Source organism: Romboutsia lituseburensis DSM 797, from assembly GCF_900103615.1.
GTDB classification, from domain to species: domain Bacteria; phylum Bacillota; class Clostridia; order Peptostreptococcales; family Peptostreptococcaceae; genus Romboutsia_F; species Romboutsia_F lituseburensis.
This window is the reverse complement of the sequence record NZ_FNGW01000009.1, coordinates 1-20,662: the sequence shown is the minus strand read 5'-3', so window position 1 is coordinate 20,662 and position 20,662 is coordinate 1. Positions and strand designations below refer to the sequence as shown.

Annotated in this window: 20 protein-coding genes, 5 tRNA genes and 1 riboswitch; of the genes, 1 reads left to right on the top strand and 24 read right to left on the bottom strand. The window is 31.3% G+C overall.

The features are described 5' to 3' along the window. Positions 1–163 precede the first annotated feature (163 nt). A riboswitch (SAM riboswitch) is annotated at positions 164–271 on the bottom strand. 295 nt (positions 272–566) lie between these two features. Beyond that, complete coding sequence (gene yyaC, locus BLP75_RS14450) at positions 567–1,076, top strand: spore protease YyaC (protein ID WP_092727244.1); 510 nt, start codon at positions 567–569, stop codon at positions 1,074–1,076. 158 nt (positions 1,077–1,234) lie between these two features. On the opposite strand, the gene fabZ is transcribed toward yyaC, so the two are convergent. The 24 genes from fabZ to BLP75_RS14330 form a co-directional block, all read right to left on the bottom strand. Then, positions 1,235–1,663, bottom strand: a complete 429-nt coding sequence (gene fabZ, locus BLP75_RS14445) for a 3-hydroxyacyl-ACP dehydratase FabZ (protein ID WP_092727243.1) — start codon at positions 1,661–1,663, stop codon at positions 1,235–1,237. 15 nt (positions 1,664–1,678) lie between these two features. After that, positions 1,679–2,698: a rod shape-determining protein MreB gene (gene mreB, locus BLP75_RS14440; protein WP_092727330.1), complete on the bottom strand. Its 1,020-nt coding sequence runs from the start codon at positions 2,696–2,698 to the stop codon at positions 1,679–1,681. Positions 2,699–2,827: 129 nt separating this feature from the next. Further along, on the bottom strand, positions 2,828–3,094 hold the full coding sequence (gene spoIIID, locus BLP75_RS14435; RefSeq protein ID WP_026899919.1) for a sporulation transcriptional regulator SpoIIID: 267 nt from the start codon (positions 3,092–3,094) through the stop codon (positions 2,828–2,830). Positions 3,095–3,190: 96 nt separating this feature from the next. Beyond that, complete coding sequence (locus BLP75_RS14430; RefSeq protein ID WP_092727242.1) at positions 3,191–3,874, bottom strand: peptidoglycan DD-metalloendopeptidase family protein; 684 nt, start codon at positions 3,872–3,874, stop codon at positions 3,191–3,193. Between the two features lie 293 nt (positions 3,875–4,167). Continuing rightward, entirely contained in the window at positions 4,168–5,205 is a 1,038-nt protein-coding gene (gene spoIID / locus BLP75_RS14425; RefSeq protein WP_092727241.1) for a stage II sporulation protein D, read from the bottom strand. 79 nt (positions 5,206–5,284) lie between these two features. After that, a complete protein-coding gene (murA, locus tag BLP75_RS14420) occupies positions 5,285–6,541 on the bottom strand; it encodes a UDP-N-acetylglucosamine 1-carboxyvinyltransferase (protein ID WP_092727240.1) in 1,257 nt (418 codons plus the stop codon). Between the two features lie 22 nt (positions 6,542–6,563). Further along, on the bottom strand, positions 6,564–7,301 hold the full coding sequence (locus BLP75_RS14415; RefSeq protein WP_092727239.1) for a YwmB family TATA-box binding protein: 738 nt from the start codon (positions 7,299–7,301) through the stop codon (positions 6,564–6,566). Positions 7,302–7,393: 92 nt separating this feature from the next. Then, positions 7,394–8,263: a 4Fe-4S binding protein gene (locus BLP75_RS14410; RefSeq protein WP_092727238.1), complete on the bottom strand. Its 870-nt coding sequence runs from the start codon at positions 8,261–8,263 to the stop codon at positions 7,394–7,396. Between the two features lie 207 nt (positions 8,264–8,470). Further along, positions 8,471–10,300 carry a glutamine--fructose-6-phosphate transaminase (isomerizing) gene (glmS, locus tag BLP75_RS14405; RefSeq protein ID WP_092727237.1) on the bottom strand — a complete coding sequence of 610 codons (1,830 nt, stop codon included), beginning with the start codon at positions 10,298–10,300 and terminating at the stop codon, positions 8,471–8,473. Positions 10,301–10,563: 263 nt separating this feature from the next. After that, positions 10,564–11,910, bottom strand: a complete 1,347-nt coding sequence (gene glmM / locus BLP75_RS14400) for a phosphoglucosamine mutase (protein WP_092727236.1) — start codon at positions 11,908–11,910, stop codon at positions 10,564–10,566. Between the two features lie 177 nt (positions 11,911–12,087). Next, on the bottom strand, positions 12,088–12,630 hold the full coding sequence (locus tag BLP75_RS14395) for a 2-oxoacid:acceptor oxidoreductase family protein (RefSeq protein ID WP_092727235.1): 543 nt from the start codon (positions 12,628–12,630) through the stop codon (positions 12,088–12,090). A gap of 1 nt (position 12,631) precedes the next feature. After that, positions 12,632–13,387 carry a thiamine pyrophosphate-dependent enzyme gene (locus tag BLP75_RS14390; RefSeq protein WP_092727234.1) on the bottom strand — a complete coding sequence of 252 codons (756 nt, stop codon included), beginning with the start codon at positions 13,385–13,387 and terminating at the stop codon, positions 12,632–12,634. Further along, positions 13,387–14,463, bottom strand: coding sequence for a 3-methyl-2-oxobutanoate dehydrogenase subunit VorB (locus BLP75_RS14385; RefSeq protein ID WP_092727233.1), 1,077 nt, complete (start codon positions 14,461–14,463; stop codon positions 13,387–13,389). Before BLP75_RS14385 ends, BLP75_RS14390 begins: the two co-directional genes overlap by 1 nt. Positions 14,464–14,486: 23 nt before the next feature. Next, a complete protein-coding gene (locus tag BLP75_RS14380; RefSeq protein ID WP_092727232.1) occupies positions 14,487–14,702 on the bottom strand; it encodes a 4Fe-4S binding protein in 216 nt (71 codons plus the stop codon). Positions 14,703–14,746: 44 nt separating this feature from the next. Further along, complete coding sequence (locus BLP75_RS14375) at positions 14,747–15,424, bottom strand: ATP-binding protein (RefSeq protein WP_092727231.1); 678 nt, start codon at positions 15,422–15,424, stop codon at positions 14,747–14,749. 65 nt (positions 15,425–15,489) lie between these two features. Next, on the bottom strand, positions 15,490–16,584 hold the full coding sequence (gene buk, locus BLP75_RS14370; RefSeq protein WP_092727230.1) for a butyrate kinase: 1,095 nt from the start codon (positions 16,582–16,584) through the stop codon (positions 15,490–15,492). A gap of 21 nt (positions 16,585–16,605) precedes the next feature. Next, positions 16,606–17,508 (bottom strand): phosphate butyryltransferase, encoded by a 903-nt coding sequence (gene ptb, locus BLP75_RS14365; RefSeq protein WP_092727229.1) that lies wholly within the window; start codon positions 17,506–17,508, stop codon positions 16,606–16,608. Between the two features lie 440 nt (positions 17,509–17,948). Next, the gene (locus tag BLP75_RS14360; protein WP_092727228.1) at positions 17,949–19,133 is read right to left on the bottom strand and encodes a CdaR family protein; all 1,185 of its coding nucleotides are present in this window, start codon (positions 19,131–19,133) and stop codon (positions 17,949–17,951) included. Beyond that, complete coding sequence (cdaA, locus tag BLP75_RS14355) at positions 19,130–19,972, bottom strand: diadenylate cyclase CdaA (protein ID WP_092727227.1); 843 nt, start codon at positions 19,970–19,972, stop codon at positions 19,130–19,132. Before cdaA ends, BLP75_RS14360 begins: the two co-directional genes overlap by 4 nt. 181 nt (positions 19,973–20,153) lie before the next feature. Then, a tRNA-Arg gene (locus tag BLP75_RS14350) sits at positions 20,154–20,230 on the bottom strand. An 11-nt stretch (positions 20,231–20,241) separates the two neighbouring features. After that, positions 20,242–20,316: transfer RNA gene (locus BLP75_RS14345), tRNA-Gly, on the bottom strand. Between the two features lie 8 nt (positions 20,317–20,324). Next, positions 20,325–20,400 (bottom strand) — tRNA-Asn (locus BLP75_RS14340). A gap of 17 nt (positions 20,401–20,417) precedes the next feature. Next, positions 20,418–20,494: transfer RNA gene (locus BLP75_RS14335), tRNA-Asp, on the bottom strand. A 7-nt stretch (positions 20,495–20,501) separates the two neighbouring features. Beyond that, positions 20,502–20,577: transfer RNA gene (locus BLP75_RS14330), tRNA-Val, on the bottom strand. Positions 20,578–20,662 lie beyond the last annotated feature (85 nt).

The following is a 20,662-nucleotide window of genomic DNA, read 5'->3' as shown; positions in this document are numbered from 1 at the left end:
ATCAATTTTTTTATACTTTTTACTGGTAATTTTTTAATAACCTATTTAAGAACTTAGTACATTTTAAGAGGTCACGGTTTAGTTATTTATTGTTGAATTAAAAAAACCTCTTCTTTTTACAAGAAGAGGTTAATTATATATATATCAATACGCTAATTAACTAACCTCATCTCTCAAAACCATATGGTTTTGTAGGATTTAGCACCGTCTCCCAAATATGGGTGGTTGCTGGGCTTCACAGGGCCTATCCCTCCGCCGCTCTTGATAAGGTAATCAAGAAAGTTATTAAGTTCTTTTTATTATATGTTCTTTACAATTTACATGTTACTATGTTTTTAAAACGTTGTCAACAAAATTATTTATTTTATCTAATTAATGTTTTCCCCTGCAGTATTTAATTCTCTCTCACAATAAGTCTAAAATATACATTTCCTTATTTTTTTATTTGTTAATTTTATATAAACAGTATCCTATCTTAACTTAATTTCATATTATAACTTATCTACTTTAATATAGGTCTTTTTCAGGCCAAAATTTCATATATTTCTTTTGAAGGGGGTGTTCCTATGTATTTAGCCAAGGTAAATTATAAAAAAGAGAATGTCGTACAAATATTAAGTTCAGTCCTTAAAGATTTAGTTGATGAAAATACAGTTGTGGTTTGTATAGGAACAGATCGGGCTATAGGTGATGCTCTTGGCCCTTTAGTTGGTACCATGTTAAAGAATAGTGACTTTAAGTTTCCTGTTTACGGCACACTAGATAATCCTATTCATGCTTTAAATATTTATGAGTCTATTGAACATATAAAAAATACTCATCCTAAAGGAAATTTCTTGGCTATAGATGCATGCTTGGGATCAAAAAGTAGTATAGGCAATGTACAAATTAGAAAAGGTCCTATTCTTCCTGGAAAAGGAGTAGGAAAAAAACTCCCTCAAATAGGAAATTACTCTATTGTTGGGATTGTAGATAAAATAGATGAAAATAACAGATTTTCTTTTAATAACGTGAGGCTTAGCTTCATAATAGAACTCGCTGAAATAATTTCATTATCTCTATTACTTTCTACCTAATTTCCTATTTAAAATGAATTATCTCGCACTATATCTTTACATAAAGCGCTACTAGTTGTGCGAGCTTTTTCTATTCATGCATTTTAATCTTTGGCTACTTATGTATAATAATTTAATTTTATCAAATAAAAAAAGTCCTATTTCTAGGACTTTTTATCTTACTTTTCTACAAGGGCAAACATTAATTCTCCACTACAAGCTAACTCTTCTCCAACAAAAGCTTTAGCTGTAGCTTTTCCAATGTTTCTTCTTACAGAAGTCATCTCTACTTCCATAGTTAATGTATCCCCTGGTCTTACTTCTTTTTTAAACCTAACTTTATCAATACCTGCGAATACACCTAATTTACCTCTATTTTCTTCTATAGACATCATAGCTACACAACCTACTTGAGCCATTGCTTCTATTATTAATACACCTGGCATTATAGGGTATTCTGGAAAATGACCTTGGAAAAATGGCTCATTTACTGTTACATTTTTTATACCTACAGCCCTTTTTCCAGCATCCAATTCTATTACTTTATCCACTAATAAAAATGGATATCTATGTGGTATTAATTCCTTTATTTGATCTATATTTAACATAAAAATACCTCCTTATTATCTTCTTTTGAAGGTACCCCCTGTTTCAAGCATATCTAAAGAACCTAGTGCACTACCTGTACCTTTAGCTACACAAGACATTGGTTCATTGGCAACAATAACCTTTATTCCTGTTCTTTCTTCGATTCTTGTATTTAATCCATATAACAATGAACCTCCACCTGTCATTATTATACCTGCATCACTTATATCAGCAGCTAACTCTGGTGGTGTCTTTTCTAGTACTGCTAGTGTAGTAAGTACTATTTGTTCTGCACACTCATCAAGTGCTTCTAGCATTTCAGAAGAATTTATTGTTATAGATAATGGTAATCCTGTAACTAAGTTTCTACCGCTTATTTTCATACTCTTTTCTTCTTTTCTTTTATATGCAGTTCCTATTTCTACTTTTATCTTTTCCGCACTTCTTTCTCCGATAAGAAGATTATGTTGCTTTCTCATATATCTTACTATAGCTTCATCAAATCTATCTCCTCCAACTTTTATAGATTCACTAACTACAGCTCCTCCTAACGATATTACAGCTATATCAGCTGTACCACCACCGATATCTATAACCATGCTACCATTAGGCTTAGATATATCTACTCCAGCTCCTATAGCCGCTGCTATTGGTTCTTCAATTATATATACCTCTCTTGCACCAGCTTGGCGTGTAGCTTCCTCTACTGCCCTTTTTTCTACTTCTGTAACACCAGTAGGAACGCAAACCATTATTCTCGGCATAAAGAATCTCCCAAATCCTTTTTTATCCACTACTTTGTTTACGAAATAGTTAAGCATTTTCTCAGTTACATCATAGTCAGATATAACACCATCTCTTAATGGTCTTATAGCAACAATATTTCCAGGCGTTCTACCTATCATCTTTCTAGCTTCTTCTCCTACTGCTAGGACAGAATTAGTTCTTTTTTCTATTGCCACAACAGAAGGCTCTTCTAATACTATTCCTTTTCCATCTACGTATACAAGTACATTTGCTGTTCCCAAGTCTATACCTATATCAGCTCTCGCCATTTTTACAACTCCTTTTGTTTCATATTTTATATTTAAACGATTCATTATTTTTTTGCAAAACACTCCTATAATACAAAATATACAAAAACAGAGTTTTAGTCAAGAACAATATTAAAAAAGATGCAGGTTTTAACCTACATCTTTTTTAATATCTTTCTCATATTTAAGCTTAGTAGCCATGCCTCCTCTTATGTGTCTTTCAGATTTATTCTTTTCTAAAACCATTTTAACTTCTTTAGCTAAAGATGGATTTATTTCTTCTAATCGTTCTGTTACATCTTTGTGAATAGTACTTTTACTCACTCCAAATGTTTTCGCTGTTTGACGCACAGTCGTATTTTTTTCTAGTATATATTTTGCTACAACGATTGCTCGTTCCTCTATATGAGATCTCAAAACTTCCCCTCCTCACATACTAGCCTTAATCATATATATGTGAGAATTTCAAAAAATATAACAGACTTAACCAAATTTGATTAAGTCTAATTATTTTTATTTAATTAAGCTCATAGGATTCATAGAGCTATTTCCCTTATATGCTTCTATATGTACGTGTTGACCATCTTTTCCTTCTACCATAGAAGTGTTACCAACTGTACCTAGAGCTTGCCCTACTTTAACTTGTTGATCTTTTTTAACATTTATTTTTTCACTTAAATTAGAATAAACTACAGTAATATCATTATTACTTTTAACTTTTACTGACATACCATGTTCATCATCTTTAAATACATCTACAATTTTTCCATCTAATAAAGATTTTATTTCTTGACCTTTTAATGTACTAACGTCTAAACCTTTATGTACTTCCCATAAGTTTAGTGTTTTTGAGTAACTAGGTTCTTTATCAGAATATTCTCTGACTACCTTTTCACCTAAAAAACTAAGTTTCGATTCTTCCTTTTTATTTGCTTGTTGCTCTTTTTCTTTAGCTTTAGCTTTTTCTAGGTTATCTTTTGATTCTGTTGTTGTAGGAACAGCAGCGTCATTATCTTTTTGTATTAAATTTACTTCATCATCATTTTTACTTTCATCAGTCTTATTTACAAATCCGTTATTAGAAGCTAATTCATCTACATTATTTTTTGTAAACCAAACTCCGCCAACAGCTACTAAGCAAACACATGCAAACAATGCTAGATAAAAACCATCTTTTTCTAATAGCTTTTTCTTCATACAGCACCTCCAAATATATTTATGTATTTATATTGTTGTCCTAATTTCTATTTTTATACAATTTTGTATATTTTTTATAAATAATATTTGGATAAATACTGGCTATTTAATGTATTTTTATATAAATTTACAAAATAAAAAAGTCTTCCTTGAAGATTTTATAAGGCTGACTTTTTTTGAAATACATATACGCAAATTATAATTATCTTTAATTTTAATATAAGTATAATTTTCTAAGTATTATAAAAAACCCTATAATCTTAATTAGTAAATAGATTATAGAGTTTTACTTTTTAATATAAATCTTTTATTGTTGTTCCTGTATAGTAGTGAGATAAAATTTCATAGTATTTATAACCCTCTTGTGCCATACCTTCTGCTCCCCATTGACTCATTCCAACACCATGTCCATATCCCTTAACAGATATATCTACATAGCTATCTTTAAATGATAAGTCAAAATTAGCTGAATTAAGGTTTAAAATCTTTCTTACATCTGTACCTTTTATCTGCTTATTACCTACTTTAATATTTTCTACAGATCCACCATTGCTTTTATCTATTATTTTAACCTGATTACTCAAGTTATTTTCACTAAGTTGAATATCGCTATATCCTACCTTAAATGCATGTACAAAATCTTTATTACTCATTTTTAATGCTGATGTGTATTTTGGAGAATAGTTTTTATCATATGGGCTGTCAACTGATTTTAAATATGGATAAGACTGTGCGAATACTTCTTCACTGTTTTCTGTTTTTCCTGCTGATGTTGAAAAATATAACGTAAGTATAGGCTTATTATTATACGTTATAATCTGACCTTTTGTTTCTTTAACTGCTTGTTGTATTTTAGAGTAAGAATTTTGCATCCATTTCTCACCATTTTTTTTCTTTAAATATTCATAACTTTTATACTCCTGACAATGCTTAAAGTCTGTACAAACTACTGCATTTGGATGTTTGCTTTGTTTACCTTGGTCTTCTTTGTACATAACAAAAGTTCTAGCTGCTACAGCTTGAGCTTTTAACGCTTCTAAATTAAACTCTGCTGACATTTCTCCTGCTAATACACCACATAAATATTCTTCAATATCCATTTGTTGTACTTTGCCTAAGTTATGATTATAAACATTTATTACTGGTGATTTTTTATCTACTGTTTCATAATTTGCTATTTGTTTTGTTTTTTTCTTTATTGTTTGTACAATAGGTTTTGAATCTACCTTAGGTGTTGCTTCTATATCATCATAAGATACTACACTTATTAATATTGGTATACTTATAGAGCACGCTACTATTGTTGCTAAAACAGCTAAAGGGTTCTTCATATACTTTTCCTCCTTAGTTTAAATCTTTGTCCTTAAAGTATATGAACAACCCTGTTGTTTTAGACTAGTATTTTTGTTATTAATCTTCTACTATCTTTATATTTCCACCTAATGCAGTTATCTTCTTATCTATATCAACATAACCTCTTTGTATGTGATATATCTCTCCTATTTGAGTTTCTCCTTCAGCCATAAGACCACATAATATAAGGGCAGCTCCTGCTCTTAAATCTGTTGCGTTAACTTTAGCTCCATGTAACTTACTTACACCATTAACTACAGCACTTTTACCTTCTATTTTTATGTTAGCTCCCATTCTATTGAACTCAGCAACATGCATAAATCTATTTTCAAACACAGTTTCTGTAACAACTCCCGATCCATTTGCTATTGTAAGCATAGCCATAAACTGAGCTTGAACATCCGTAGGGAATCCTGGATGTGGTAAAGTTTTTATATCAATTGGCTTTAATACTTCTGGTCCTATAACTCTTACCGAATCATTTTCCATCTCTATTATTTCACAACCAGCTTCTTTTAATTTTGCTACTACTGGTTTTAAATGTTCCATTATTACATTTTCTATAACTATATCACCTTTAGTCATAGCTGCTGCAACCATATAAGTTGCTGCTTCTATTCTATCAGGTATTACGTTATGCTCTGCACCTTTTAATTCCTCAACACCTTGTATTTTTATAGTGTTAGTTCCTGCACCTTTTATATTAGCTCCCATTTCATTTAAGAAGTTAGCTAAATCTACTATTTCTGGCTCTTCTGCAGCATTTTCTATTATAGTAGTTCCCTCTGCAAGTGCAGCTGCCATCATTATATTTTCAGTTGCTCCAACTGATGGGAAATCTAAGTATAGTTTAGCTCCTGTTAATTTCTTAGTTGTAGCTTCTACAAATCCATGATCCATTTCTACTGTAGCACCTAAATATTTGAATCCTTTTAAATGTAAATCTATAGGTCTTGTTCCTATAGCACATCCTCCTGGCATAGATATCTTAGTGTGCTTGAATCTTGCAAGTAATGGCCCCATTACTAAGAAAGACGCTCTCATTTTTCTAACTAATTCATATGGTGCTTCGCAAGTAGTTATATTACTAGCATCTACTGTTAATGTATTGTCTTTATACTCTACTTCTGCCCCTACATGTCTTAATAAATCTGATATAACGTGTACATCTCTTAAGTTAGGAACTCCTCTTAATGTTGATTTTCCATTTGCTAATAAAGTCGCTGCTATTATTGGTAATACTGCATTTTTTGCTCCATCTATTTTAACACTACCTTTAAGTGGATTACTCTTCTTTACTAATATTTTTGGCATCTTACTAATCTCTCCTCGTTCATTAATAATCTAATTTTATGATTGGTGTAGCGATGTATATAAGAGTTTTATCTTCATCTTCGCTATACCTCATCCCTATATTCAAATTAATCTTATTTCCTAAATATTCTAAATAATTTTCGCTTAAAATCTTGCTATACGCTGTTATTGAGACAAAATTCTCTTCCTCAATTCTATCTATTTCTTCAGCATTCATATTATATAATATTTTGTCTAAAATATCATCATATTTATTTATTTGTAACTTTTTTGTGTACTCTCCTGATATACATGTATTTATATCAACCTGAGGTGTATGCTTCTTTAAAGTCCCCTCAAGAATCGTATAAATGTCCACTATACTTTTATATACTTTATTCTCTAATATGTCAACTATTACATATGACTCTTTTTCATTTTTCTTAATGCAAATTATGGAAACATTTCTCTCATCAGATTTTATCTGTGCATAAATTTGATTTTCCTGTTTATTTTTACTTTCTTCCCACTTAATATTACTTTCTTCTAAACCTAAATTATTAACGATTTCTATACAAATATCCCTCATTTGAGTTTTAGATATATTATAATCTATGACTGCATTTGCTTTTATATTATAAAACTTAAAATTTGCTTGTGTATTGTTGAAAGTTTCTATTAACTTGTAATATTCATTATTAGATTTTATATCCGCATAAGATATTAGCATTCCCATTAACATAAGTACTATAAAACTTATTATTATTTTGAATGTTTTCATAAAAAAAGTCCCCCTTAAATTATATCGTATTCATAACTGAATTATTGACAAATTTAAGAAGGATATACTCTCTATTGTAGTAGTATTAAATTTTATATATTATGATTTTTTTTACTTAATAATTCTTTTTCAAATTTTTCTATACCTAGTCTATCTATAACCTTACAGATTCTTTCTTCTGGATTTGCTAAGTCTTTATAAGTTTCTAATATATCTTGAACTGTTTCTATGATTTCATCTTCTTGGTATAAATTACTTAATCTATCACCAAATCTATAACCTCTACCCATTCTTCCTCCAAGATATATGGCCATACCCTTTTCTTTAACTTCCATTGCACCGAACGGACAAACTTGTGCACATTTTCCACAGTTTACACATTCACCTTTATTCCAAACTAGCTTTTTATCAACAAGCTTTACAGATTTTTGTCTGCATGATTTAGTACATAAACCGCAATTTTTGCATTTATCTTCATCGAACTCTACATAAACTTGACCGACTATTCCTATATCATTTGTGTTCGCTTTCGCACAATTGTTTGGACAGCCAACCAATGTTATTTTAGTTTTTGCTGGCAAGTCATATGCAAAGTATTCATCATGTAACTTTCCACATAAATCTTGAGTATCATAAATCCCATGTTGACATACAGTTCCTTTACATGCGACTAGTGGTCTAACTTTTTTTCCAGTTCCCCCATGAGCTAAATTAGCATCTTTTAAATCAATTTTTATATTATCAATATCCTCATACTTTATCCAAGGTATTTCTACTGCTAATCTAGTTGTAACTCCTAAGTATCCTTTGCCATATTTTTGCGACAATCTAGCTAGTTCTGTTAGTTGTTCTGCTGTAAAATTCCCTGCCCTGCTTAAAATTCTAATTGAAAAATATCCTTCTTGCTTTTGAGCCAGTATACCTTCTGATTTTAAATTTGCTATTTCTTGTTTGCTTATCATCACATTCTCACCCTTTTCCAATATATGTATATATTTATAGGTTATCATACTTAATAATAACCATCTATCAAATTTATGAATTCTATATATTGTATATTTTTATGGATATCATTACTTTTTTTAATGATTAAATAGTGATTTATTCTTAATATTTATAATTCAAATAAGCCATGCATTAAAAATGCATGGCTATAATTTCTATATTTATTATTCAACTGTTACTGATTTAGCTAAGTTTCTTGGCTTATCTACATCACAACCTCTTTCAACTGCAACATAGTAAGATAATAATTGAAGTGGTAAAACTGTTAATATACTTGATAATATATCATCTACGTTTGGTATATATATTACCTTATCAGCAGCTTTTTCTACCTCTTTGTTCTTTTCTTGAGCAACAGCTATAACATATGCTCCTCTAGCTTTAACTTCTTCCATATTAGATACCATTTTTTCAAATAGCTCTTCTTGAGTAGCTATTGCTATTACTGGAGTTCCTTTTTCTATTAATGCTATTGTTCCATGCTTTAATTCTCCAGCAGCAAATGCTTCTGCATGTATATAAGATATTTCTTTTATCTTTAAAGCACCTTCCATAGCTAAGTTGTAATCTAATCCTCTACCTAAATAGAATGAGCTACTTGCTTCTTTTAAAGTCTTAGCAACATCTTCTTTTATATAAGTTTCTTGTTCTAAAGCTTTTTCTACTTTTTCAGGCATTTCTTTTAATTTCTCTATCATATCATTGTAGAATTCTCTAGTTATAGTGCCTCTCTTTATAGCAAAATCTAAAGCTATCATGTAGAATGATACTAATTGAGTTGTATAAGCCTTAGTTGATGCAACTGATATTTCTGGTCCTGCCCATGTGTAGAATACATCATCTGATTCTCTAGCTATTGAAGAACCTACAACGTTAGTTACAGATAATATTCTAGCACCTCTTTCTTTAGCATATCTTAAAGATGCTAAAGTATCTGCTGTTTCTCCTGATTGACTTACTAGTATTAATAAAGTATTTTCATCTACAAATGGATCTCTGTATCTGAATTCTGATGCTATATCAGTTATTACTGGTATCTTAGCAAATTTTTCTATAGCAAATTTTCCTACAAGGCCTGCATGATATGCAGTACCACATGCTACTATATATACTTTATTTATTTTTTCTAAGTCTTCCTTAGTCATTTTTATATCATCTAATTGGATTTCTCCATTATCATTTAATCTTCTTATTAATGTTTCCTTAACACCATTTGGTTGCTCATATATTTCTTTTAACATGAAATGCTCATATCCACCTTTAGATGCAGCTTCAACATCCCAAGTTATTTCTGTTACTTCTTTTGATACGACTTCTCTATTTTCATTTAATACAGTTAATTTGTCTCCTACCATGTGAACAAATTCTCCGTTTTCTAAGAAGTATACATTTCTAGTATATTTTAATATTGCTGGTATATCTGATGCTATAAAGTTTTCACCTTCACCTAAACCAACAACTAATGGACTATCTTTTCTTACAGCTACTAACTCATTATTGTTGTCTTTACATACAACACCTAATGCATATGCTCCTCTTAATCTTTCAGTAGCTTTATATACAGCATCTAATAAGTTTCCTTCATAGTATTTATCTACTAAATGAGCAACTACTTCTGTATCTGTTTGAGATAAGAATACAACACCTTCAGCTTGTAATTCTTCTTTTAATTCCATATAGTTTTCTATTATTCCATTGTGAACAACAGCTATTGTTCTATCCATATTGAAATGAGGATGTGAATTAACATCAGATGGTTCTCCATGAGTTGCCCATCTAGTATGTCCTATACCTAATCCACCATTTATAGGATTTTTTTCTAAATCTTCAGCTAATATTGCTAATCTTCCTTTAAACTTTCTTATTTCTAATTCATTTCCAGTGTTAACTGCAACACCAGCAGAGTCATATCCTCTGTACTCTAATTTTGAAAGTCCTTCTACTAAAACTTCTGTTGCTTGTCTGTGTCCTAAATATCCAACTATTCCACACATATTTAATTCCTCCTAAAAATATTATTATTTTATATATTTTTAGAGTTAGGTCATATTTACATAAACTTCCCTTTGTCCACAGAATTACTTCTATGTTTTAAGCAAGTTCTAACGATGGTAAATACACCGCAGAGCATCCGCCGATAATTCGATAAACTCTGACCTCGTCAACTCAGTACTTTTTCTTTAATTATCTTACATAATTACTAAGTTCTGGCGCTTATAAGTGAATACTAATATTGTCTTTAGTATCCACTTTTAAATTACGATAGTTTTTCTTGTATAAGATTAGCTAAATTAGTTGCTAATTCTTTTATTTGACCTTCCTCTTTACCCTCTAACATAACTCTTACTAATGGTTCTGTGCCTGATGGTCTTATTAGTACCCTTCCACATCCATCTAATAAGCTTTCTATTCTTTCAATTTCACTCTTTATTTCTGGATACTCCATGTATCTATTCTTATTCTCATTTTTTATTCTAGCATTAACTAATACTTGTGGGTATTGAGTCATTACTGCAGCAAGATTTGATAATTTTTTATTTTCTTCTAATACTATTCTTGAAAGTACTAGTGAACTTAAAACACCATCACCTGTTGTATTATAATCTAAGAATATCATGTGGCCTGACTGTTCTCCACCTAAGTTGTATCCTTTATCTTTCATTTCTTCTAATACATATCTATCTCCTACAGCAGTTGTAGCTAGTTTTATACCATGCTCTTTTGCTGCTATAGTAAGTCCTATATTACTCATTACTGTAACTACTAATGTATCTTGTGCTAACTCTTTTTTCTTATTTAGATGTATAGCACTTAATATCATTATATGGTCTCCATCAACAATGTTTCCATTTTCATCGACAGCAATTAATCTATCTGCATCACCATCATATGCAAGACCTAAATCAGCTTTGTGCGCCAGAACAGCTTCTTGTAGTTTTTGCGGATGTGTAGACCCACACTTATCATTTATATTATTCCCATCTGGCTCACTATTTATAGTAATTACACTTGCACCTAATTCATCAAATACTATTGGTGCAACTTTATATGATGCTCCATTTGCACAATCTAAAACTACTTTTAACCCTTTAAAGTCAACATTTATTATAGACTTTAAATAATCTATATAGTCTCTTTGTGCATCATGCATGTGTATTCTTTTTCCAACTTTTTCTCCTACTGGATGGTAATTTACTTTTTCTATATTATCGATATATTCTTCTATATTTAATTCAACTTCATCAGGTAACTTATACCCTTCATTGTTGAAGAATTTTATACCATTATATTCTACTGGATTATGAGATGCTGATATAACAACTCCACAGTCTGCTTCATATTTTTTTGTTAGATATGCTACTGCAGGTGTTGGAACTACTCCAACAGTTATAACATCACATCCAACAGACATAAGTCCTGCTGTTAAAGCTGCTTCTAACATATCTCCAGATATTCTTGTATCTTTTCCTACTACTACTTTAACTTTTTCTTTCCCTTGAGCTAAAACAAATCCGCCTGCTCTACCTAATTTATATGCTAAATCGCAAGTAAGCTCTGTATTAGCTATGCCTCTTACTCCATCAGTTCCAAAATATTTTCTCATTAAAAATTCTCCTTTCATGAAGAAAAGCTTATCAAATTATAATATATTATTATATACATATAAATGTTCTTAATTCTCTAGTTTATTCCATAAAGACATTTTAATATATATAACTAAAAAGGACAATAGAATTATTTCTATTGTCCTTTTTTTGTAAATTTTTATACTACTTTAGTATTATTTTATAGCTTGTGCTCCTTTTTGTAAAGCGTCTTTATTTAACGGAACAAACTTTTCTTTACTTGGTCCAAAAACTTTTTTGAAAGCTTCTAAAACTGAGTCCATTTCTACTGTTGATTCTGTTTGTAAATAAGCACCTAACATTATCATATTTGCAACTCTAGGGTTTCCTAATTCTAAAGCTAAATCATTTGCAGGTATATAATGAACTTCAACATCATCTCTTTCAACTTTTTTATCAATAAGAGAGCTGTTTACTAATATTTTTCCACCTGGCTTAACTTCTCTTTCAAACTTATCTAAAGATGGTAAGTTCATAACTATAGCACAAGTAGCATCTCCTGTTATAAGTGGTGAACCTACTGGCTTATCAGATACAGTTACTGCACAGTTAGCTGTACCTCCACGCATTTCTGGTCCATATGATGGTAACCAAGAAACTTCCTTACCTTCTAGCATTCCTGCATAAGTAAGTAATTGTCCCATAGACATAACACCTTGACCACCGAATCCGGCACATATTACTCTAGCTGTAGACATATTACTTCACCTCCCCATTAAGATCAACATCTTTTACATTTCCTATAGGATAATATGGCATCATATTATCTCTTAACCATTGTAGCGCATCATTTGGAGCTAATCCCCAGTTAGTTGGACAAGTAGATAATACTTCAACTATACCAAATCCTAATCCAGCTTGTTGAACTTGGAAAGCTTTCTTAATTGCTTTTTTAGCTTTTCTAACATTAGCAGGAGTATCTACAGAAACTCTCTCTACGAATACTGCACCTGGTAATGTAGATAACATTTCACTCATTCTTATTGGGAAACCTTGTTTATCTATTTCTCTACCTCTAGGAGCTGTAGTAGCTTTTTGGCCAACTAATGTAGTTGGAGCCATTTGCCCTCCAGTCATTCCGTAGATAGCATTATTTACGAATATAGTAGTAAATTTTTCTCCTCTAGCTGCAGCATGAACTATTTCAGCTGTACCTATTGAAGCTAAGTCTCCATCCCCTTGGTACGTAAATACAGTTTTATCAGGATGAACTCTCTTTATTCCTGTAGCAGCTGCTGGTGCTCTACCATGAGATGCTTCTTGCATATCACAGTTAAAATAGTTATAAGCTAAAACTGAACATCCAACTGGAGCAACACCTATAGTATCTCCTAACACATCTAATTCTTCTAATACTTCTCCTACTAGTCTATGAATTATACCATGAGTACATCCTGGACAGTAATGTGTTTGAGCTTCTGTTAAACCGTTAGTTTTCTTAAATACAACTGACATTATCTAGCACCTCCTACAGCTAATTGACTTTCTACTACTTCTCTAGCTTTGTTAGCTATACCATCTGGATCAGGTATCATTCCTCCAGCTCTTCCATAGAAGTGCACTGGTACTCTACCTTCAACAGCTAATCTTACATCTTCTACCATTTGCCCCATACTCATTTCAACTGTTAATAAGTTTTTAGCTTCTGGTATTTGATTAAATGCTTCGAATGGGAATGGCCATAAAGTTTTAGGTCTTATAAGACCAGCTTTTATACCTTCTCCTCTTAATATATCTATAGCATTTTTTACTATTCTTGCAGTAGTTCCGTAAGCTACGAATACTAGTTCTGCATCTTCAGTTTTATACATTTCATAGTCTACTTCGTTCTTTTCTATTTCTTTATATTTAGCTTCTAATTTTATACAATGTTTTTCTAACTCATCTGGTTGTAAGTATAATGAGTTGATTACATTAGGTTTTCTTTGACCTTTAGTTCCTACTGTAGCCCAATCTTTAGGTGCTAAGTCTCTTTTTTTAGGAGCCTTAAATTCTACTGGTTCCATCATTTGCCCTATCATACCATCAGCAACTACCATAACTGGTGTTCTATAGTAATCAGCAACATTGAAAGCTTCCATTATCATATCAACTGCTTCTTGAACAGTAGCTGGAGCATAAACTGGAGTTCTATAATCTCCATTTCCTCCTCCTCTTGTAGACATAAAGTAATCTGCTTGAGAAGGTTGTATTCCACCTAATCCTGGACCACCTCTCATTACATTTACTACAACACAAGGAAGTTCTGCACCTGCAGCGTATGTTATCCCTTCTTGTTTTAGTGCTATCCCTGGAGAAGATGAAGAAGTCATAACTCTAGCTCCTGCACCTGCTCCTCCATATATCATGTTTATAGCAGAAACTTCTGATTCTGCTTGAACAAATACTCCTCCAACGTTAGGTAATTCTCTAGACATATATTCTGGTAATTCATTTTGTGGTGTTATTGGGTAACCGAAGAAATATTTACATCCAGCTTCTATAGCTGCCTTTCCAAATGCTTCGTTACCTTTCATAAGTATCTTAGCCATTAAAATTCCCCCTTAATTTTTAATTAGTCTCTCTCTACTGTTATAACAGAGTCTGGACACATAGTAGCACAGTTTGTACATCCTATACACTTATCCATATCAACAACTGTTGCTGGATTGTAGCCCTTCTTATTGATATGAGTGTTGTCCACTGCTACAATTTTTACTGGACATGCTTCTACACATAATCCACAACCTTTACAAAGGTCTTGATTAAAAGATACTGTTCCTTTAGCCATTTTCCTATGCCCCCTTAAAATCTTTCTATATATTTGAGCTCAAATTACATCCAAGCCTCTCTCATATAAAGCTTTATTGGGAATATTTCCCCTTCTAAATCTTTAGGTAATTCAGGTACAAGGTTTTCTAAACATGCAACATACTTAACCGGTATATTACATAATTTTGATACTTCCTGTACTAATTCTTGCCCTCTTAATACATCTTCTACAGTAGTAGATCTAATAAGATGAGTATTATTTATAAGTCCTGTGACTTTTAAACCTGAAGACTTTTCTATTGCTCTTATATGATCGATGACCTTGTCAGCAGTCTGAGTTTGCTCTCTATTTGCATTTACTACACAAAACATATCATAATCATTTTCTTTTATTAAATGATTAAATCTTCCTACCACTCTAGCACCTACATTATCTCCTCCAACATCTATAACATAGTCATAAGATTCATCATTCATTGGAGTTGCTACTTGAGCTGATACTGCGGGTAAATCTAAAGTTGGTGCATCTATTGAACTATCTATTGGAAGTATATCTAAAGATTTCAATAAGTCTTTTTTCTCTCTAGTTCTGAAGTAAACATTCACTACATCTAAGTCTGATAAAGCAACTTTTCCTTTTACTTCTTTTCTTAGCTTAGTTACATAGTTAATTGCAAATTCACTTTTTCCACTTCCATAATGTCCTATTATGATTCTTATTCTTTTATCATTAATTATCATTCATCTCACCCATTAAGTCATATAATCATTTATATATGTTATTTGTTAGTGTAGTATTTTTAATATTACATACACTCTACAGCTAATCCATAAACTTGTGGTTCCTCTTCTTTAGTTAAAACTCTTAGTCCTCCTTGTGCTAATGCTATCATTTCATCTTCACCAGGATAAATTTTAACTTCAGATATATACTTAACTCTATCTTCTATCATGTTTGTAAATAATTTAGAGTAAGCAATTCCACCAGTTAAAAGCACTAAATCTACATTGCCTTTAAGAACTGATGCACATGCACCTATTTCTTTACTTACTTGATAAGCCATAGCCTCATAAACTAGTTTAGCTTTTTCATCGCCTTTAGAGATTCTTTCTTCAACTTCTCTACCATCATTAGTGTTTAAATATCCTACTAGACCACCATTTCCTTTAATTCTCTTTTTAATTTGATCTAAAGTATATTTTCCACTAAAGCACATTTTTACTAAATCACCTACTGGTAAACCACCACTTCTTTCTGGAGAAAATGGTCCTTCACCATCAAGTGCATTAGCTACATCTATAACTCTACCTTTTTCATGAGCCCCTACAGATATTCCTCCACCCATATGAGCTACTATAAAGTTGCATGCACTATATTCTTTTTCTAATTCTTTTGCTGCCCTTCTTGCTGTAGCTTTCTGATTAAGAGCATGGAATATACTCTTTCTATCTATTTCAGGTATACCTGATACCCTTGCTACATCATTCATTTCATCTACAACAACTGGATCTACTATGTATGATGGTATATTAACTTCATCACCTATTTGTTTAGCTATAATTCCACCTAAATTTGATGCATGTTCACCTAGAACACCAACTTTTAAATCTTCTATCATAGCTTCATTTACTGAATAAGTTCCACCTTTTATAGGCTTTAGAAGTCCACCTCTACCTACTACAGCATCTAAGTCTGAAGTTTTCACTCCACCCTCTGCTAAAGCTTCTTCTATTACTGTTTTTCTAAATTCAAATTGATCTGATATTTTTTCATATTGGCCTATTTCTTCTGAAGAATGTCTTAAAGTTTTTTCAAATACTAAATCTTCATTGTCAAATACAGCTATCTTAGTTGACGTTGATCCTGGATTTATTGTCAGTATTTTAAATACATTATTCATGTGGCTATACCCCCTAATATATTAAGCTTTAGCTGCCATTAATACGCCTAAAGCTATTGAATTTAACTTAGTTTCTTCGTTGTCAGCCCTTGAAGTTAATATAATTGGTGCTTTAGCCCCTACTATAACACCTGCATTTTTTGATTTTGAGAAAAATACTAAAGATTTATATAATATATTTCCAGCTTCTATGTCTGGAGCTAATAATATATCTGCTTTACCTGCTACTGGATGATTTATACCTTTATGATTTGCAGCTTCTAATGATACAGCATTATCTAGTGCGAACGGTCCACCAACTATACATCCTTTGATTTCTCCTCTTTCACACATTTCTTCTAATTCTTTTGCATCTATTGTATCTTGCATTTTAGGATTTACTTTTTCTTTAGCACATAATGCTGCTACTTTTGGAGTGTCTATATCTAATGAATGTGCTACTGTGCATGCATTTTCTATAATTTGTTTTTTAACATTAACATCTGGAGCTAAGTTCATAGCTGCATCTGTTATAAAGAATAATCTATCATACCCTTCAACATCAAATACTGCAACATGACTTAAAACATTTCCAGTTCTTAAGCCTACTTCTTTATTTAATACAGCTTTTAAGATTATTGATGTATCTACTAACCCCTTCATCACCATATCTGATTTTCCTTGTGATACCAATTCAACTGCCTTTAGAGATGCTTCTGATAAGTCTTTTATGTCTATTAATTCATAGTTATCTAAATCTATATTTATGCTACTTGCTATCTCTCTTGTCTTTTCTATATCGCCTATCAAAATAGCATTAGCTATCTTCTCTTTTCTTGCCATTTCTACAGCCATTAAAACTTCTTTATCATGACAACATGCTACGGATATAGTTTTAGGACCTCTTTCTCTTGCAAACTTTACTACTTCTTCAAAGTTTCTCATCTACTCCCACCTCTTTTTATATCTAGTGAAATCTCACTTTACTTATCTAGTTAAATAGCTTGACCCCTTTTAAGCCATTTATACTTTACTATAAATATTAACTATATATTTTATTATTTAGCAAAAAACTTTACTATGTAAAATATATTATATAACCTGTGATGTATGACTAAATGATGATTATTTTGAATATTGTATGCATAAAAAATTTAATACTTATTAATTTTTTTAATTTAAGTTGTTTTTTATATTTAAATTATACATTTTTTAGCAACGTTTTCCTAGTCTATTTTAAGTTTTTTAATTTTTCAGATTATTGCCTTATAATGTCTCTTCACTTTTATAGTATTACTAAAATAAATAAGATGCAACAAAAACATCATTTTTTTTACTTTAAACGATAATTTTCATTGCACCTTATTTTAGTTTATTTTATAAAATTATAGTGTTTTATCTGGAGTGATAACCACATTTTTTATATCAGATTCTGTTTCATACTTTATATCATATTTTTGAGTTTCACTAATATCTTGTGACACATCTATATATAGTACTATATCTTCTTTTGTTATAGTTCCTATATTTTCTAAGTATTCTATATTTACATTTATATTATCTGGTATATCTATTTTAGATATATCAATATCTTCTGTTTTGTTTCTTATTTGAATTTCAGGCTTTGTATAAACGAAGGATTCTTTAATTGTCTTTACGGTTTTGAGCTTTATAGTTATATATTTTGTATCTGTACTTATTCCTTCAGGTATACTTAATCCCAGGTCTTTTGATGTACTATTAGCAATATCATTTATATTTAACGGCTCTGTTTCTATATAATCAATTTTGTCTACAACATCTTTTTTACCTTTTATAACTATACTTTCTTGGCTCAATGTATAATCTTTTAGTTTTATATCTGGATTGCTATCTTGTGTAAATTTAATCTGTATAGGTACAGTTTTTTCTTTTAATAACTCTACATTTACTGTTACTGATGATTTTTCAAGCTCAACATCTTTTACTTCGTTTCCATCCTTGTCTACTGGAAATAGTTTTATCTGAGCAGTAAAGTCATTTGTATTTGACCCTACATCAACTACTCCTACAATTTTATCTACCAATTTAACTTGGCTTCTAGGACCTGAAACACCTATACTATCTATACCTTTATCAACAGTAGCTCTAGCTACATTTGACTTATGTTTTCCTTCTGCCTGTATATCAATAGGTTTTTGTTCACTCACTATTTTTTCTAAATTAACTATAAGTATGTTATTTCTAATCTCATGAGTTACTTGTCCTGGAGTATTAGCTCTTAGATAAATATCATTACTTCCCTCCATAGGATTATTTATTTGACCATAAATATGTATATTATCTTTATTAACCTTTTGCAGTTTAGATAGCTTACCAGATACAGATATATCTGTAGTAAGATCAATTTTAGGATATATTACAAGATCTTTATCTCTTAATTCATCCATATTACTTATAGTTACTGGCATCCCTTCAAATAATTTTGTCTCTTCTGGGTCAACTACCGCCATAACATATAACCATAATACTACTGCACTTAACAGGGATATTAATTTTATTTTTGTATTAGTTTTAAATCTCTCTATCATCTGAATATACCACCTTTAAAAAAGCTTTTTTCTTCTGACTTTGATTTCAAATTACTTCTTAATATGTTTGTCATTCTATCTTTAGAAATATTTCTATATAGCTTCCCTGCTTTAGCTATAGATACGTCTCCCGTTTCTTCTGAAACTATAAGCGATATACAATCCGAAACCTCACTAACACCTATTGCTGCTCTATGCCTTGTACCTAAATCTTTACTTAAATCCTTACTTTCTGTCAATGGTAAAAAGCATGCTGCTGCTTTTACTTGAGAATCTCTAACTACTACAGCACCATCATGTAAAGGAGTATTTGGAATAAATATATTAATTAATAATTGTCTAGATACTTCTCCATCTATGCTTGTACCAGTATTTATTATTTCCCCTATTTTAGTTTGTCTTTCCATTATAATAAGTGCACCAATCTTTTGTCTTGATAAAGAATATAATGCTTCTACTATTTCTTCTATTGTATTATTAAGTGAATCCTCTGAAGAATTAGGTCCATTTTTACCAAAAAAATTAAATTTGGTTCTACCTATATGCTCTAGACCTGCTCTAAGTTCTGGTTGAAATATTATTACAGCTGCTAAAACACCAATTTCTAAACTCTTAACTAATATCCAATAAAGAGTATGTAATTTAAATGTTTCGCTTAATTGAGTTGCTACTAACAAGAATAATATCCCCTTTAAAACTTGCTCTGCTCTCGTATCTTTTATAAACATAAATATTTTATAAAAAATATATGCTACTATGGATATATCAACTACATCATTTATAGTTATTCTTGAAATTATATCCACAAAACCACTGAAAAAAGAATTTATATCCAACACAGTTTTATCCTCCTGTTTGAAAACTTCCTAAATAAACATTTTAATCTTTTACACTATGTATTATACTATATAAATCTAACTATATACAAATTATTTACAATTAGTTAATAGTTTAGTCTATAGAGTTAATGTTATTTATATCTATAAAAAAAAAGTTTCACTAAAGTGAAACTTTTTTTATTGGTGAGCGCACAGGGATTCGAACCCCGGACACACGCCTTAGAAGGGCGTTGCTCTATCCAGCTGAGCTATGCACCCATATTTTATTATGGAGCGGGAAACGAGATTCGAACTCGCGACTTCAACCTTGGCAAGGTTGCGCTCTACCACTGAACTATTCCCGCAGATACAATGGCGGGAATAACAGGACTCGAACCTGTGACCCATTGATTAACAGTCAATTGCTCTACCAACTGAGCCATATTCCCGCGGTATTTAATTAAATTGGCGACCTGGAAGGGACTCGAACCCTCGACCTCCAGCGTGACAGGCTGGCATTCTAACCAGCTGAACTACCAGGCCGCATATATGGTGGGACTAACAGGGCTCGAACCTGTGACCCCCTGCTTGTAAGGCAGGTGCTCTCCCAGCTGAGCTATAGTCCCATAAGTTTAATCTGGAGCGGGTGAAGGGGATCGAACCCTCACAGCCGGCTTGGAAGGCCGGAACTCTACCATTGAGCTACACCCG

Coding starts and splice junctions, on each gene's coding strand:
- ptb (WP_092727229.1), bottom strand. CDS start 17,508: ATGAGAAACTTTGAAGAAGTAGTAAAGTTTGCAAGAGAAAGAGGTCCT.
- BLP75_RS14410 (WP_092727238.1), bottom strand. CDS start 8,263: ATGATAAGCAAACAAGAAATAGCAAATTTAAAATCAGAAGGTATACTG.
- spoIID (WP_092727241.1), bottom strand. CDS start 5,205: ATGAAGAACCCTTTAGCTGTTTTAGCAACAATAGTAGCGTGCTCTATA.
- BLP75_RS14390 (WP_092727234.1), bottom strand. CDS start 13,387: ATGTCAGTTGTATTTAAGAAAACTAACGGTTTAACAGAAGCTCAAACA.
- BLP75_RS14415 (WP_092727239.1), bottom strand. CDS start 7,301: ATGAAAACATTCAAAATAATAATAAGTTTTATAGTACTTATGTTAATG.
- glmM (WP_092727236.1), bottom strand. CDS start 11,910: ATGAGAAAATATTTTGGAACTGATGGAGTAAGAGGCATAGCTAATACA.
- BLP75_RS14375 (WP_092727231.1), bottom strand. CDS start 15,424: ATGATAATTAATGATAAAAGAATAAGAATCATAATAGGACATTATGGA.
- BLP75_RS14395 (WP_092727235.1), bottom strand. CDS start 12,630: ATGTCTACAGCTAGAGTAATATGTGCCGGATTCGGTGGTCAAGGTGTT.
- mreB (WP_092727330.1), bottom strand. CDS start 2,698: ATGGCGAGAGCTGATATAGGTATAGACTTGGGAACAGCAAATGTACTT.
- murA (WP_092727240.1), bottom strand. CDS start 6,541: ATGCCAAAAATATTAGTAAAGAAGAGTAATCCACTTAAAGGTAGTGTT.
- fabZ (WP_092727243.1), bottom strand. CDS start 1,663: ATGTTAAATATAGATCAAATAAAGGAATTAATACCACATAGATATCCA.
- BLP75_RS14385 (WP_092727233.1), bottom strand. CDS start 14,463: ATGGCTAAGATACTTATGAAAGGTAACGAAGCATTTGGAAAGGCAGCT.
- BLP75_RS14360 (WP_092727228.1), bottom strand. CDS start 19,133: ATGATAGAGAGATTTAAAACTAATACAAAAATAAAATTAATATCCCTG.
- buk (WP_092727230.1), bottom strand. CDS start 16,584: ATGAATAATGTATTTAAAATACTGACAATAAATCCAGGATCAACGTCA.
- glmS (WP_092727237.1), bottom strand. CDS start 10,300: ATGTGTGGAATAGTTGGATATTTAGGACACAGACAAGCAACAGAAGTT.
- BLP75_RS14430 (WP_092727242.1), bottom strand. CDS start 3,874: ATGAAGAAAAAGCTATTAGAAAAAGATGGTTTTTATCTAGCATTGTTT.
- BLP75_RS14380 (WP_092727232.1), bottom strand. CDS start 14,702: ATGGCTAAAGGAACAGTATCTTTTAATCAAGACCTTTGTAAAGGTTGT.
- yyaC (WP_092727244.1), top strand. CDS start 567: ATGTATTTAGCCAAGGTAAATTATAAAAAAGAGAATGTCGTACAAATA.